13 protein-coding genes are annotated in these 15,603 nt (G+C 48.3%); 6 read left to right on the top strand and 7 right to left on the bottom strand.

Features of this window, described 5'->3' with window-relative positions; all coding sequences use genetic code 11:
* Positions 1-160: 160 nt before the first annotated feature.
* The gene (gene ychF / locus G499_RS0109625) at positions 161-1,261 is read right to left on the bottom strand and encodes a redox-regulated ATPase YchF (RefSeq protein ID WP_026999769.1); all 1,101 of its coding nucleotides are present in this window, start codon (positions 1,259-1,261) and stop codon (positions 161-163) included.
* 229 nt (positions 1,262-1,490) lie between these two features.
* Here ychF and amaB point away from each other — a divergent pair, with 229 nt between their 5' ends.
* Positions 1,491-3,041, top strand: coding sequence for an L-piperidine-6-carboxylate dehydrogenase (gene amaB / locus G499_RS0109620; protein ID WP_211231608.1), 1,551 nt, complete (start codon positions 1,491-1,493; stop codon positions 3,039-3,041).
* Positions 3,042-3,257: 216 nt separating this feature from the next.
* Positions 3,258-3,668 (top strand): response regulator, encoded by a 411-nt coding sequence (locus G499_RS0109615; protein WP_026999767.1) that lies wholly within the window; start codon positions 3,258-3,260, stop codon positions 3,666-3,668.
* Positions 3,669-3,716: 48 nt separating this feature from the next.
* On the opposite strand, the gene G499_RS19440 is transcribed toward G499_RS0109615, so the two are convergent.
* Together G499_RS19440 and G499_RS0109605 are read right to left on the bottom strand one after the other, a co-directional pair.
* Positions 3,717-5,336, bottom strand: coding sequence for a glycoside hydrolase family 10-like protein (locus G499_RS19440; protein WP_051296129.1), 1,620 nt, complete (start codon positions 5,334-5,336; stop codon positions 3,717-3,719).
* A gap of 238 nt (positions 5,337-5,574) precedes the next feature.
* A complete protein-coding gene (locus G499_RS0109605; protein WP_026999766.1) occupies positions 5,575-6,579 on the bottom strand; it encodes a DUF4349 domain-containing protein in 1,005 nt (334 codons plus the stop codon).
* Positions 6,580-6,959: 380 nt separating this feature from the next.
* Between G499_RS0109605 and G499_RS0109600 the strand changes: the two genes are divergently transcribed.
* Positions 6,960-9,392 (top strand): PP2C family protein-serine/threonine phosphatase, encoded by a 2,433-nt coding sequence (locus G499_RS0109600; protein WP_161627727.1) that lies wholly within the window; start codon positions 6,960-6,962, stop codon positions 9,390-9,392.
* 118 nt (positions 9,393-9,510) lie between these two features.
* Here G499_RS0109600 and G499_RS0109595 read toward each other — a convergent pair whose 3' ends face one another.
* Complete coding sequence (locus tag G499_RS0109595) at positions 9,511-10,218, bottom strand: DUF4738 domain-containing protein (protein ID WP_026999764.1); 708 nt, start codon at positions 10,216-10,218, stop codon at positions 9,511-9,513.
* A 380-nt stretch (positions 10,219-10,598) separates the two neighbouring features.
* On the opposite strand from G499_RS0109595, the gene G499_RS0109590 reads away from it, so the two are divergent.
* Entirely contained in the window at positions 10,599-11,126 is a 528-nt protein-coding gene (locus G499_RS0109590) for a YceI family protein (protein ID WP_026999763.1), read from the top strand.
* Between the two features lie 119 nt (positions 11,127-11,245).
* On the opposite strand, the gene G499_RS0109585 is transcribed toward G499_RS0109590, so the two are convergent.
* From G499_RS0109585 to G499_RS0109575, 3 genes are all read right to left on the bottom strand, one after another.
* On the bottom strand, positions 11,246-12,670 hold the full coding sequence (locus tag G499_RS0109585) for a hypothetical protein (RefSeq protein ID WP_026999762.1): 1,425 nt from the start codon (positions 12,668-12,670) through the stop codon (positions 11,246-11,248).
* 121 nt (positions 12,671-12,791) lie between these two features.
* Positions 12,792-12,971 carry a hypothetical protein gene (locus G499_RS0109580; protein ID WP_026999761.1) on the bottom strand — a complete coding sequence of 60 codons (180 nt, stop codon included), beginning with the start codon at positions 12,969-12,971 and terminating at the stop codon, positions 12,792-12,794.
* A 131-nt stretch (positions 12,972-13,102) separates the two neighbouring features.
* Positions 13,103-13,696, bottom strand: coding sequence for a thioredoxin family protein (locus G499_RS0109575; RefSeq protein WP_035727103.1), 594 nt, complete (start codon positions 13,694-13,696; stop codon positions 13,103-13,105).
* 260 nt (positions 13,697-13,956) lie between these two features.
* On the opposite strand from G499_RS0109575, the gene G499_RS0109570 reads away from it, so the two are divergent.
* Entirely contained in the window at positions 13,957-14,199 is a 243-nt protein-coding gene (locus G499_RS0109570) for a type B 50S ribosomal protein L31 (RefSeq protein ID WP_026999759.1), read from the top strand.
* Between the two features lie 143 nt (positions 14,200-14,342).
* Positions 14,343-15,536, top strand: coding sequence for a GlmU family protein (locus G499_RS0109565; protein ID WP_026999758.1), 1,194 nt, complete (start codon positions 14,343-14,345; stop codon positions 15,534-15,536).
* The last annotated feature ends 67 nt before the right edge of the window (positions 15,537-15,603 follow it).

Below are 15,603 nucleotides of genomic sequence, written 5' to 3'. Positions count from 1 at the left end.
TGAAAAACACCATTTTCTACGAGCTTTTGAACCACTACAAATAACTGGGGCTTCCCCTTCGGGTCGGGCTAGGCGGCTGTACTCCTCGCACTTCGTGCTGTGGGGTACTGCTCGCCTATCCCTAAGCCGCTTACGCCTCTATACAGGAACAGGCTATCTGCTATACATTGAAGCGGAAGTGCATCACATCCCCATCTTCTACAATATATTCTTTTCCTTCTACAGCAATTTTTCCAGCATCGCGGCAGGCAGCTTCGCTTCTGTACTGCATATAGTCAGGTATTTTGATAACTTCGGCGCGGATGAATCCCCGCTCAAAATCTGAGTGAATCACCCCTGCGGCTTGGGGAGCCTTCCAGCCTTGGCGGATAGTCCAAGCACGTACTTCCTTCTTGCCGGCGGTGAAGTATGTAATCAAATTCAACAAGCGGTATGAGGTTTTGATGAGGCGGCTTAGCCCCGACTCTTTCAGGCCATATTCAGCCAAGAACACCGCCTTCTCTTCGGGCTCAGTCAGCTCGGCTATTTCAGCTTCTATAGCTGCCGAAACAATGATTACCTCTGCCCCCTCATCGGCTACAGCTTGGCGGAGCGCCTCTACGTATTCGTTGCCGTTGTGGATAGCGCTTTCTTCTACATTGGCCACATAAATGACAGGTTTAATCGTCAATAGCTGTAGGCTATCGATATAGGCAGCTTCATCGGCGCTGTAGCTTACTAGTCGGGCGTTTTGGCCCGATTCTAAAGTACTTTTAAACCTTGAGAGCAACTCATATTCTTTTTTGGCGGCAGCATCACCCGCCTTGGCCGTACGTTCTACCTTCGCAATGCGCTTGTCGATGCTTTCGAGGTCTTTGAGCTGTAGCTCTGTATCGATGATTTCTTTGTCGGCCACAGGGTCTACCTTGCCGGCGACGTGAACGATGTTGGGGTCCTGAAAGCAGCGTACCACGTGGATGATGGCATCTACCTCGCGGATATTACCCAAGAACTTGTTGCCCAAGCCCTCGCCCTGGCTTGCCCCTTTGACCAACCCGGCAATGTCTACAAACTCAATGACGGTAGGCAGAATGCGCTCAGGCTGTACCAACTCAGCCAGTTGGTCGATACGCTCGTCGGGCACGGTTACTTTGCCTACATTAGGCTCGATGGTACAGAAAGGATAGTTGGCCGATTCGGCCTTGGCCGAAGAAGATAAAGCATTGAACAAGGTCGACTTACCCACGTTGGGCAGACCTACAATTCCGCATTGAAGCCCCATAGTTGAAATGTGAGATGATGATGAGAATATTAAGCAGCGCCACAGAGCGCCAACCAAACGAGTGCAAATATACAAACTTTGACGCGTTCGTACTCTATTCTGAGGGATTCCCCCAAGGTGATTCATTTGTGAGGAAGCCCCCAAGCTATGTGATTTTTTAGTACATTTACCCATCAAATCAATACTACACCTGCGATTTTTGTTCGCACAGCCATTCATAACTCCTATGATGCAAATACTACAATTACAGGAAACCCTCACAACCTTAGGCATTAAGCCCCGCAATCCGGCCTCTAGCTCTGGCCAAGAATGGGGGGTGCTGAGCGACGAACACAGCGCCTTCACCAGCTACTCGCCTATCAATGGTCAAGCACTGGCCGAAGTACAATATGCCACCCGTGCAGAGTATGATGCCTTGATAGAAAAGGCAGAAGCGGCTTTCAAGGTATGGCGCAATGTTCCTGCCCCTAAGCGCGGGGAAATTGTACGGCAGATTGGTGAGCGCCTACGACAATACAAAGAACCATTGGGGCGCTTGGTCTCTATCGAGATGGGCAAGCTCTATCAAGAGGGTTTAGGAGAAGTACAGGAGATGATTGATATCTGTGATTTTGCCGTCGGACTCTCGCGCCAACTCTATGGGATGACTACCCACTCCGAGCGCCCCGAGCACCGGATGTTTGAGCAATACCACCCCCTAGGGATTGTGGGTATTATTTCGGCTTTCAACTTCCCAGTGGCCGTATGGTCTTGGAACGCGATGATAGCCGCCGTCTGTGGAGATGTATGTATATGGAAACCCTCCGAAAAAACCCCACTGTGTGCCATTGCCTGCCAGCGGATTATTGCCGAAGTTTTGGCCGAAAACCAGCTGCCTGAAGGCATTTTCTGCCTTTTGCAGGGAGAAGCGGCTGCCGGCACTTGGATGACCGAAGACGAACGTGTCCCCCTTATTTCGGCTACCGGCTCTACCCGAATGGGCAAGCAAGTAGCCCAAACAGTAGGCGCACGCCTAGGCAAAACTATCTTAGAGCTGGGTGGCAACAATGCCATCATCATCACGCCCGAAGCCAATCTCGAAATGGCCATTCGCGCAACTATTTTTGGCGCTGTAGGTACCTGCGGGCAACGCTGTACCACTACCCGCCGCCTTATTGTTCACGAGCAGGTCTACGAACAAGTCAAAAACCGCCTCCTACAAATATACCCAACACTCAGTATCGGCAGCCCCTTGGCCGAAGGTGTATTGGTAGGCCCACTGATTGATGCCGCTGCCGTAGAGCAATTCCAACAAGCCCTCAACAAGGTACAAGCCGAAGGAGGACGGCTATTGTGTGGCGGAGAAGCGCTCAACCACAGCCCTTACGAGCAAGGATACTATGTAAGCCCTGCCTTGGTCGAAGCCAAAAATGAATATGAAATGGTTCAAACCGAAACTTTTGCACCCATTTTGTACCTGATTTCGTATCAAGGTGCAATAGAGGAGGCTATTGCCATCCAAAACAGTGTACGCCAAGGGCTCTCCTCAGCTGTTTTCTCCAATCACTTACTCGAAACCGAACGCTTCTTGTCGGCCAATGGCTCTGATTGTGGAATTGCCAATGTCAATATCGGTACGTCGGGAGCCGAAATAGGTGGCGCTTTTGGTGGCGAAAAAGAAACCGGTGGAGGCCGCGAGTCTGGCTCCGATGCCTGGAAGGCATATATGCGCCGCCAAACCAATACCATCAATTATGGAGCAAGCTTGCCCTTGGCTCAAGGCATCAAATTTGATATCTAAACCGTATCACAAACCTCCATCACTCAAGCGCCTCCCCAGCCCAAAAGCTAGGGAAGCGCCTGTTTCACAACTTAACACAAAAACAGACTTATCAATACGTAATTTTCTTACAGACTTTTAAGGTCATTGTAAAGAAATATGTATCTTGCAATTGATACCTCCCCAGAGGCTCTAAAAACCCTCATTATCTCGAACTCCTAAATAGCACTACCTCTTATGGCAAAGTACAACATCGTAATGCTCATCGACGACAACGAAATTGACAACCTCATCAACCAACGCATCATCGAGTCTGCCAGTATCTGTAATCATATTTTTGTGCACACCGGCGGGAAGAGCGCCATAGAGTTTCTCAAAAACGCTGACAAACTCGTGGAAGTAGTGGGGGCTGAGAATGGTTTGCCAGAAATTATTTTCTTGGATATTGATATGCCGCTGATGGACGGGTTTCAGTTTTTGGATGAGTTCGAAAAGCTCCCCTCGCGCATTCAAAACTTTAGCAAAATTGTGATGCTGACATCTTCTATCAATTCGAAAGACATCAAACGCTCCAAGAAGTATTCGTATGTCAAAGAATTTATCAACAAGCCTTTAAGTAAAGAAAACCTCACAGGGCTGAGCCTTTAGGGACTATTCACAGATAATGGGGTAGTTTTTTGAATACCACCCCACAGGCTAGGGAAGCCTCAGGTAGATAATGAGAGAGGTGTCTTCGCTGCGGTCGCCATAGCGGCTTACCCGTACCTTGGTAACGCTGCTTTCGTTGTGCATTTTATCCAATGCCGATACTCCATAAACATACGAAGCCCCTACCGTTCCGGTTTGGTCAAAAAAATCTGTTGTTCGGTGCTTGACCGAAAGGATGTGCCGAGGGTTTTCTATCTGGAGTACTTCACTGCTAAGACAGCGGTAGATGACATAGGCCTGCGCCTCGTCTTGATCAGCTGCCGGATATGGCTCTACCCAACGCAACAAGACCCCGCTGGTATCTTGTGCTACCATTAGGCGGCGCGGGCTAAGCGGCGGAATGCTGTCTTTCCAAGGCATATTGGGTAACAAAATGGGGCTTTGGTATGCCTGCCTTACTTGTATTGGGTACTCGGAGTTGGCCGCAAAAAGATGTGCCGCACGAAAATGGATGCTTCCCTGAATATTGGGGAGCTTGCGTATGGCCTCTATCTGATGGATAATCTCACGACGATTATTCCAACTGTTTTCTACCCCTTTGTAGAGGGCGTGGCCGATGTAGATGTGTCTCCCTGAATTTTTTTGCGCCGCCCACCAGTCAATCAAGGTCTGAAAATCAGCCGTCGGATGGCCTATGTGCCAATACAGTTGCGGAGCAATGTAGTCAATCCACCCTTCTTCGAGCCAACGCAAGCTATTGGCAAATATCGCATCATAGGCCGGAATACCGGCGCGGGTCGCAGAGCCGCGAGGGTCGTCTTGTTGGTTGCGCCATACGCCCGGAGGGCTGACACCAAATTTGACCAAGGGTTTGTATTTTTGAATCGTTTCCGAAACATCACGAATCAGCTTGTCAACATTGTCGCGTCGCCAATCGTCCAAGGCCAGTTGCCGCTCATTGTATTGAACATACGTGTTGAGGTCGTTGATAGAAAGATCTTTTTCGGGATAAGGGTAGAAATAATCATCGAAGTGAATCCCGTCAAGGTCATAGCGGATAATTAAGTCTTTTACTACCTCAACAATGTGTTGGCGCACTTGTGGCAACCCCGGATTAAGGATACGCTTTTTACCATAGGTCAAAATCCAATCTGGGCGCGACTTGAGTAAGTGGCTGTCGTGGGGCTGTGTTTTTTCGATGTTATGTGTGGCCCGATAAGGATTGAGCCACGCGTGGGCTTCTATCCCGTGGAGGTGACAGTGCTCTATCAGAAGAGCCAGCGGGTCATAAAAAGGTTCGGGAGCGCGTCCCTGCACCCCCGTCAGCCATTCGGACCAAGGCGCAAGGTGGGTCTGGTAGAAAGCATCACCACTAGGGCGCACCTGAAAAAACACACTGTTGATTCCTGCTGCCGCCAAGCTATCAATGAGTTGCCTCATCTGTTCCTTTTGAGCATAGCTATTGGTACCAATGTGTTTGGGAAAATCACTGCCGAATACTGTCGTTATCCAAACACCCCGCATCTCGCGCTTGCGGGTATGATAAGTAACTGCTGCTTCGGCCTCCATTTGGGCCTGCAAGGGCTTGACAGGCAATATAAAACAAGAAAAAATCAAAGCTACAAAGCAAGCTTTGATAATAGGATGGGAAAAAAACAATTGCGTCATTGCGGGGTGTGTTAGGCAGGCAATTTACACAAAATGCTTTGTTTTTCGTAAAAAGCTACCCTTGGTTTAGCCAAAACTCATACCCTAGGACATTTTTGCAGCCCAAGGGTTGCCCCATAGGCTGCCTTTAGAAAGGATTCAGGCTTGTACCAAAATCGTACTTCTTAGCTGGCACAAACCAAGAGCTTAATCCTTGGTGCTCGCTGCTTTATCTATAACGTTTGTTAGGAGATTGTAACTAGGCTTTACGTTTACGGTATATCCACCATCCAGCAATCGCTGTGAGCATAAGTACTCCGGGCCACCAACGGAACAGTAGGAGCACAAAATTGACCAAGCCTTCCCAGCCACCTTGTAGCGCATCCAGCGCACGCTTGCCAAAACTAGGGCGATAAGGTTTGATGGTATACGTATCGGCGACAATCACTTGGTGATGACGACTAGATTCATACAGCTCCAAATATACTGTGGCAAAAGCCACTTGGTCGGCCAATTGTTTGACTTCAAACTCTTGCTCATCGGCCTGAAGCTGTTGATACAGCAGGCGTGTTTGTACATCAGAAGTCTGCATTAGATCGCCGGGCTTTTGTGCTACATTTTGCTGTTGTTGGCTGGCAGCTAACGCCCAGCGCCGGGCAGCCACACGCTTCTGCATTTGCAAGAGACTCACATCCTCGGCGTTTTGGCGGAAGTACTCTAGGTATTGTACCAGTGGCTGTAATTCTTTGAGAAAAGCATCCAACTGCCGGCTGGGGATACGCAAGGTCAGCTGGTTTTGGAGGTGATATACACGGGTATGGCAGGTGGAATCGGCGCTGATAGGCGTATAGTATTCTCCACGCGGTTTGCTTTCGAGCTGGGCACTGATGATGAAGCCCTTGTATTGGGCTACTAGGTTTTCTACTTTGAGTGTGGCCTGTTTTACTTGCTTGACCTCAAACCGCAACCGCGCTGTCCGGATAAACTCCCGTCCACTGCTATCGAGGTTGAGGCGATTATCGAGCGATACAAACTGCCTCTGGTCTATTTCGGAGGCCTGGGCATCCAGCTCCCGAGGAGCCTCTTGTGTGTCATAAGAAGCAGCGCTCTCTTCGGCATACTCCGCCTCTGTGGCGGCAGATTTTTGCCTATAACCTTCGCTGGAGCCACCGCCTCCTCCACAAGAGGGCAAGACACCTAATAACGTCAGCCCCAAAAACACGAGGGACAGTCGCTGTTGGGTTGAAAAGTTTGTGATACGCATAGGGGTATTGGTTTGTGTGAATGAGATTGTTAGAAGGGTATACTGACTTCATCGTGTAACGTTACAGGATAGGCAAGTTTTTTGCAAGAAAATTCGCTAAAATATGGCGCGCCTCGCATTTGGCATCTCAAAGGTATTGTACACCAGCGTATGGTCTCATTGCGAGGGGTTAAGGTACACCAACTTTGAAATCACCAAAAAGAGTATTTTTGAACTTATATCAAAAAAATGCCCGCATCTTCGTTAAGCTCAAGATAAAGTTTTAGTAACTTTGGAAACAGGCTGCAACTCTTGATATGATACCAACACTAAGACGTTTGTTTTTTTCAGTTCAATACCGCCTAGCTTGGTCTTTGGGTATATTTTTATTCGCCGGTATAATGCTGTATATAAGTACTTTATATACCCTAGAACGCCAACGACAAACCCAACAAGCCTTGTATGAACTACAAACATTACACCAGCAAATAGGCCAACTACAAAACCAATACTGGACAGTACAACAACAGCTCCCGGCAGACGACAAGGCGCTCAAAAAAATATTGGATGACTTTGATTACTCGCATCGCCAAGTCAAGCTCAGCATAGACCAACTAGACGCTTGGTATGGCCATAGCAACCAAACCTTGTTGCTCTTCAAGGAGCTACAACAACAAGCAAAAAAACTGGCGCAAGAATCAGAGGCCGTAGCCAAGCTCTGGGTCAGCAGGGGGAGTTTAGAAAAAGGCGCACGTTATGACGCACAGTTGGCGCTCAACACCTTGGTGAGTCAAAACCCTGCTATATTCGAGCAACGCCAATACCAACTACGCGCCGCCGAGCAAAGCTATTGGAGCACACGCCAAGCCGAACAACTCGACTATTGGAAACGTACAGCCCAAGAAATCAGCACCCTGCTCAAGGCAAGCACTGCCCCTGATGCCAATGAACAGCTATACCGTTGGGAACGCTACGCCAAAAGTTTTTCGCAGGCTACTGCCCTCGAAGAACAGCTAGACCTGAGCAATACTAGCGGTACCGGTGCACGATGGATGGAGCTATTGGTCAATACCCGCCAACAAACCGAAGCCCTACAAGTAAATACGCACCAAGCACAGACAAATTTCAAAACACGGCTCAGTACTATCACCGGTATTGGGATGGGATTGATGTTGTTGATTTTTGCGCAGTTAGCCTTCTTTATCTGGAAAGACATCATCAAGCCCTTGCAGGCCTTGCGTGCCAATATGGAAGAAGTCTTTGACCAAGTATCGCCCAGTATGCTCATAGACAAAGGTGTGAGCAATATCGAACAGCGACGTATGGATATAGTGGCGGCACAAACAATGGACAACGAAATCGCTCAAGTCAAAGCGCTTTTCAACTTGGTGTCCGAAGAATTTGAAGAACGCAGCATCGCCCTCGAAAGCCAGCAAGACAACACCGAGGCCGAACGCCGTGAGCTGACGCGCTTTGCAGAGTATTTCCGAACCCTCAACGCCCTTGGCCAAGAAATAGCCACCAATTTCTCTATCCTCAATATTATCCAGAGGGCGGTCAACCCTATGCAGGATTTGCTACAGGCCAGCTCTTTTGGTATTGGGGTATACAACCCAAGGCACAATCATCTTGAGTTTTTTACCCACGCCACCACACAGGCTGCGCCCTATGAATACAGTCTCTCGCTGGAAAATGAGGAACACAGCCTTGAAGCTCATTGTTTTCTACAACGCCACGACCTGCTGCTGCCCGATTTGCGCGAGCAAGCCCTCCCCTACCCCTTAGGCCTGATGCAGGTCAATGGACAGGCCACCAACCCACCTCAGTCTTTAATGATGCTGCCTTTGATGTCGCACGGAAAACCCGTCGGGGTGATTACTGTCCAAAGTACAGAGCCTAATCTGTACCAGCCTCTACACCTAGACTTGCTGCGCAACTTGGGCAACTATGCCGTCATTGCCCTTGAAAATGCCAAAGTCTACAACCAAATACAGCAACAAAAAGAACAAATCATCGACAGTATCAGCTACGCTCAGCGTATCCAAGAGGCGATACTGCCCCCCATTCACCAACTCCAACACGTGGTGGGAGATGCCTTTGTGTTATTTAAGCCAAAAGACATTGTTTCGGGCGACTTTTATTGGTTTGCCAAAACTGACCCCAAGCCTATCTACGAAGAAGTACTGACAGAAAAAGGGGCTAGACGGGTGTTGAAGGAGATTATCAACGAAAAAATTGTCATTGCAGCCATCGACTGTACCGGCCACGGCGTACCCGGAGCATTTATGAGCGCTATTGGCAACGACTTGCTCAACAATATCGTAATCCACGAAGGAATCGTAGAGCCTAGCCAAATATTGTATCGCCTACACCAAGAAATACGCATCGCCCTCAAGCAAAATGAGACCAATAACCAAGATGGGATGGATGCCGCCATCTGTGTTATTGACCTAGAGGAAGAAGAAATGCTCTATGCCGGCGCATACAATCCGCTGCTTTATATCCAAAACAAGGAAATCCGCATTATCCAAGGCGACAATAACCCTGTGGGAGGCTGGCACATCAAGGGCAACGAACGTAAGTTTAGCACCCATACCATCCCCCTTGACAAGCCCACAGTGTTTTACCTACTTACCGATGGGTTTCAAGACCAAATAGGTAGCCGCGACGAGAAAAAGTTTACGACCAAACGCTTGCATCAACTCCTACTCAATATCCATACACTACGAATGGATGAGCAGCGCCACGTACTCGATGATGTGATGAATGATTGGATGGGAGAAATAGAACAAGTAGACGATATGCTGGTATTGGGCTTCAAAGTAAAACGCTAAAAAGCCCACACACGACCGCTCAATCCCAACAAAAACGCCCGTACGCAAAGCATAAGGGCATTTTGAAATTCAAACAAACACAAACAAAAACATTTGAAATCCTAGGGTAAGCACAGGCTTACATCATCAAGTTTTCGATGGCAGTTACCCGTACTTGGCCTTTCATATCAACAGCCACTTGTACCATTACTACCAAGTCTGTACTGGGTATTCCTATAATGAACGCCAGTTGTAATTCTTTAGTTCGGGTGTTGAAACCTAACAGCTCAGGATGCTTCAAGATAGCATCTTCTACAAAGCGCGGCATCAACTGCCCTTGGAGGTCTTCTTTGCGAATATTACGCACAACAATTTCTTGGCCTGCGTGGCCGATTTGTACGGTTGTCTGGTAGTTATGTGATACCATATATGCTTTGGGAGCAAGACCCGCCATATCATACATTTCTTGTAATACGCCCTCATCATTGAGGCAGCTAGTAGTCAGGCGGACTTCATAGCCCTCAAACACGCTGTCGGTCTGTGTCTTGCCATAATCAGGCTCGGCAAATATCAACTCTACGCTTGCGTCTTTGCGCAATTGTGCTATCAACGCCTTGACATTGCGCCCTGTTTCTTTTGAAGCCACTTCCTTAGCCTGTGGTTGCTGTAGTTGGGTCGCCAAGTCGGGGAGTTCCTGAGGTTTTTCGGTGGTTGTTTTGGGGGTTTGCTCTATGGCCACCTCTTGAGGATTGGTATTTTGAGGGGTGGTGTGGTTGTCGGCGGTTTGCTCTCCTCCACAAGCCTGAGCCATCAAGAATATGCTGCTTATCAGTAGTAACTTGTTCATACGCCGCGCTTATTTTGGTGATAATATATTTGGTTATACGGAATGTTTAGCAGCTTTGTGTCAATACATTCTGATTTTTTCGCCCTATTTATTAGGGAAATACCCGCCAACACATAATACCCCAGCACCAAAATATTGTGTGGTTTCGGGAGCCTTTGGCTAGTCCCACACAACAGTACTCTTATGTTGAAGCCTGGATTGGATGGGGGATACAACAAAATTAATTTATTTGTAATATATTGACAATCAATTGTTTGTATATAAAATTTATAAAACTCTGTGGGAAAAGTATAACACTTGTAAACCATATTATATGTTTAAACGTTATATGTTCAAACACTTAATAATATCCCCATTTCATCTTAAATCACTCCATCATTATGGCAACTTGGCAATTAGACCCTATGCACTCAGAGCTGCTTTTCAAAGTAAAGCACTTGGTAATTTCTACTGTAACCGGACGTTTCAAAGACTTCAATGCCAGCCTTGAGGCGGGTCAAGAAGACTTCAGTGATGCCAAGATCAGTTTTTCGGCAGATGTATCAAGCATTGACACCAACAACGGTCAGCGTGATGAGCACCTTCGCTCAGAGGATTTTTTTGCGGCAGCTGCACACCCTAAAATGACTTTTGAGAGCACAGCTTTCAAGAAGACAGGCGCAGGTGAGTACCAACTCGTGGGCAATTTGAGCATCCGCGGTATCAGCAAAGAAGTAACTCTCGATGTAACCTACGGTGGCACTATGGTAGATCCTTATGGCAATACCAAGGCCGGCTTTGAGCTAGAAGGCAAGATTTTGCGCAAAGAATTTGGCTTGGCGTGGGATGCAGTTACAGAAGCCGGAGGCGTGGTTGTCAGCAATGAGGTAAAAATTGTCGGCAACATCCAATTTGCCAAACAGGCTTAAGAAACTGGTTTTTAGTTTCGATTATTTTTTGTGTATGTTTGAATAGCAAGCGCTCCGAAGACTTGGTCGACGGAGCGCTTATTTTTGTCATCCATTACGCCTGATGAGCTGCTATGTTTTTAGTTGCCGTTTAGGAAGCCCAGCGGCATAGTGAGCCCTACATAAGGCATCACCATACTGGTAGCACGGAACTGCTCTACACCGTCTACTTCGGTGAGGGCAAAAGTCCAGCGATACTGTACCCCGGCGGCGAGGAAAGGCTTGATTTTGTAGGCTATCAAGGCTGTTGCTAGCGAGCGCTGGTCAAGCACAAGCGCGTCGTTGAAAGTAGTCAGACCACCTTTGAAATAGTTGGCATTGAAGATAATCTTAGGGATGATATCACCCGGGTCAAGGGTAAAGAAGATAAAGGCAGGGTTGGCCTCCGAAATCAAATCAGGTACTTGTAAGCCCCCTGTGAGTCGGATTTTGTTGAGGAATACCCCACCCAAAGAGCCATAAATGCCTTGTACACCCTCGGCATTGGCTAGGCGCAAGATTTTATCATCCGGATTGATGGCATAAAAAGCATCAAAAAACTGAGGGATATAGTTATTGCCATACCAAAGGCGCTCAAGGCGGGCTTCGATGCTGAAAATATTGGCAATAAACTTCATCCGAGCCACAGCTCCCACACTGGCACCAATCCCGGCATCATAGCCATTGGCAAATGGGCGGTCAACCCCAAGTACGTCAGCCTCCTCGTTAGATTCTGTTACGAAGCTAGCCAAGGCGCTATTGCGTGCTAGGTAGTTGAACTGGCCTAGGAGGCGTAGGTTGAGAAAATCAGTGTTAAAAATTACAAAGCCCAAATCTGCGCCAAAGGCGTTCATCCCTTTGTTTACGAAGCGCGCATCTTCTAACTCTCCCTCAAAGTTGATGAGTTGTTGGGTATAATCGCCGGCATAGGTTGCCCCTACTTCCATCGTGTTGATGATAGGGATAGGCAAGTTGGCCAAGGGGCGTACGTATGGCCGCACTGCAAAAAGGCCGGTAGTAGAGAAGTCACTGTACATCCCTTCGACTCCCCACATTTTGTTGGGGCGTACATCAAAGAGGATACCCACTTTGCGGCGCTCAAAGCTAGGAGAGTTGGTGTAGTTGTTGATAAGGCCGCCACCGCCAAAGTAGGTCTGGCTCAAATCACCAAGACGAAAGAAAAGCGGATCACGACCTTTGCGGCCATAGCGGAAATAGCGCACCATACGCAATACGCCCAAGATTCCGTCTTGGAACTCTTGGGTACGGAAAGATCCATCTTGAAGGCTAAAGAACAAGGGTACATCAAGGCCAAAGCCGATTTTACCGAGAGATATCTCGGGCTGAATACGCATCCCCACGTAGGCTTGGTCACCAAAAGTAGTGATGCCGAGGGGTACATTGAGGCGGCTGGTGCTATCTGCGCCAAAAAATATATCTTCTGGATTTTGGGCTATAGCCGAACCCCAGCAGCCAAGCACTAGGGCAAAACAAACGGCCAAAAAACGCTGTATCGATTGTTTCATAATGATATGGTATTGGTTATAAACTGCTCTTTGTACGTAAAAAGAAGGGCAAAGATAGATGCAAATACAAAAAAAACCACAACCTATGGCTATGGGCAAAAATATTCATTGTCTTGAGGTCTTAGCGCCGCTTGGGTTTGCCTTCTGAAAAAGGCTCGATTATCTCCATGAGCGTATCAAATTCGAGGTCAAATGGTGATGGGTACAGGATGTACTCTAGGGTATCGAGCTGGGCTTTCATCCCCGATGCCGTCTGGCAACTCCTCAAGTCCTCACGCATGTAGTTCAAGTCCATCATCATGGCGTTTATTACTTCTTGGTAACGTTTCTGGGCTTGTTTTACGGCTTCTTAAAGCAACAGGCTTAAATAGTTTGGAGTCAGGTCAGGATGTACCATGAAGATAGCCTATGCCAACAACAATCACAAGACAGTCAGACTAGCTTTTGCAGCAAGGCTTCCAGCTCCTGCTCCAATTCTTGGCCTTTGTTGTCGGCATACCACTTGTGCAATTGGGCTGCAAAAACTTTAAAATCCCCGTCGGGCTGAGCTTTAAACTCTTTGGCCATCATTTGGGCAGTATTGGGGCGCGGCCCCCAGTCGGCCAAAACCTCTAAGGCTTCGTTGAGGATAATGAGCTTGGGAATTGCCCGGCCACCGTCCGTCAAGAAGGCATCCATGACATCGAGATGCTCGTCGCGCAGGAGTAGCTTGACGGTAATCAGGGGGTTGCTTCGGGCTATTTTGACCAATAGCGGGATATTTTGGGCAGCATCACCACACCAGCCTTCGGTCAGGATAAGCCAAGTTTGGGGTGATTGGATGCGAGCAGCCGCAGCCTGCACCTTAGCACTTGGTGTATAGGTCTTATCCCAACGTTTCATCCGCTGTTGGTTCATCCGGGTGTATTCGGTCAAGAACTCACTCTGGTTGGTTCCTGTTGTTTTGCCCTCGCTCAGAAGCTGGTCTATCAAGGCAGTATACGTTTCGTAAGTATAGGCATTGTTGAGATGAGTGGGGGTAATCATGGAGATGGGGGGAGGTTTTGAGAAAATCTAATCACTTGTGGCTTCTCCGTAAGGAGGCATTCATAACATACCTCACAAACGCAGCCCGGCCTTATGGGCGCTATGTTTGAAAAACCCTGAGGTCGCTCATAAAGTTCAACAGCGTGGGGAAGGTTTTTTCCTAGCTGTTTTATTGTGAATATGTTAGATGTTTGCTACCTTTGCAATCCTTTTTGGATAGAGTCTATCAATTCGCAACTCAATAAGCATTGCATTAAGCCATGAAAAAAGACATTCACCCTAACTATCGTGAGGTAGTATTTTGGGATACTTCCAACGATTCCAAGTTTTTGACCCGCTCTACAGTAGAAACTACCGACACAGTAGAGTTTGAAGGCAAGACTTACCCTGCTTACAAGGTAGAGGTTAGCTCTGAGTCACACCCCTTCTACACCGGTAAGAAAGTATTTGTAGATACTGCAGGTCGTGTGGAGAAATTCAACAAGCGTTTTGCCAAGAAATAAGCCTGGGTGCTGTTTCATCTGCTCCTAACGCCGCCCTTGCTCCTGAGGAGTATGGGCGGTGTTTTGTTTTAAAAAGGTTGATTGATGCCCAAAAACTCCTTATCTTTCGAGCTAAAACCGTTTTCATCAAGACCTGCGCTTGTATGCCTAAGCCCTATTTTTTGATTGATACCCCCAGTTTGCATGAGCAACTCAAACCCTTGAGTTTTACTCGTGCCATTGCCGACTTGCGTATCGGCATCGATACTATTGCCGAAAAGTGGACACAGCTATGGGGAGCGGAGCCGCTCTACCTGACCGTGCCCTATCTGCAACACAAATACCCCGCCTACAGCCTCGATGAGGCCAATATCGCCATTGTGGGGTCTTTATTGCCTACACCCGAATTGGTACAGGCCATCGCAGCGCTGGAGGTAGGCCAAGGGCTGGCCTATGATGATACGCTGCTTGCCTGTTGTTTGCCTGCCGAAGAGTTTCAGTACCCCTTACAGCCGCTTACTTTTGATATACTCCCCTACCCTCACCCTCCTACCCTGATTCGGTATCCTTGGGAGCTGTTTCTTTACAATGGAGCGGTTATTCAACAAGATTACCAGCGCCTGACCCAAGGGCGCAGCGGTGTGCCCCTTACAGACCCGCTCACGCGGGGATACCAACTTGACCAAGTTTTTCTGGAAGAAGGCGCACAAGTACAAGCCGCTATCTTAAACGCCAGCCAAGGGCCGATATACATCGGCAAAAACGCCCATATTCAGGAGGGGGCTATCATCCAAGGCCCGGTGGCTATTGGTGAGGGGGCAGTGGTGAATATAGGCGCTAAAATACGCCCCAATACGACCATAGGCCCTTACTGTAAGGTCGGGGGTGAGGTCAGCAACAGCATCTTCTGGGGCTATTCGAACAAAGGCCACGAAGGCTTCCTCGGCAACGCCGTGCTGGGGCAATGGTGTAACCTAGGAGCCGATACCAATAACTCCAACCTCAAGAACAACTATAGCACTGTGAAGGTCTGGAGCTACGCCGAGCAAGATTTTCAAGACACCGGATTGCAGTTTTGCGGCCTGCTGATGGGCGACCACGCCAAGGCCGGCATCAATACGATGTTCAACACTGGTACGGTAGTCGGGGTGTCGGCCAATGTGTTTGGCGGTGGATTTCCCCCTAAGCACGTCCCTTCCTTTGCTTGGGGAGGCGCAGAAGGATTTGAGGTGTATGAGCTGGACAAGGCCATTGAAACTGCCGAACGGGTGATGGAGCGCCGACAAATCAAACTCTCCCACACCGAACGCGCTATTCTGCAATACCTCTATCAACAAGAAACCAGCTATGAGCACTAACCAACAGGCGAGATTTGCCAATCTCTTGCTCCCCTGTGATACTGATGGACTAATTGAGCAACGAATA

This window comes from Eisenibacter elegans DSM 3317, from assembly GCF_000430505.1.
Lineage (GTDB): Bacteria > Bacteroidota > Bacteroidia > Cytophagales > Microscillaceae > Eisenibacter > Eisenibacter elegans.
Note: the sequence above shows the minus strand (reverse complement) of the source record. Positions and strands in the feature narration are given on the sequence as shown.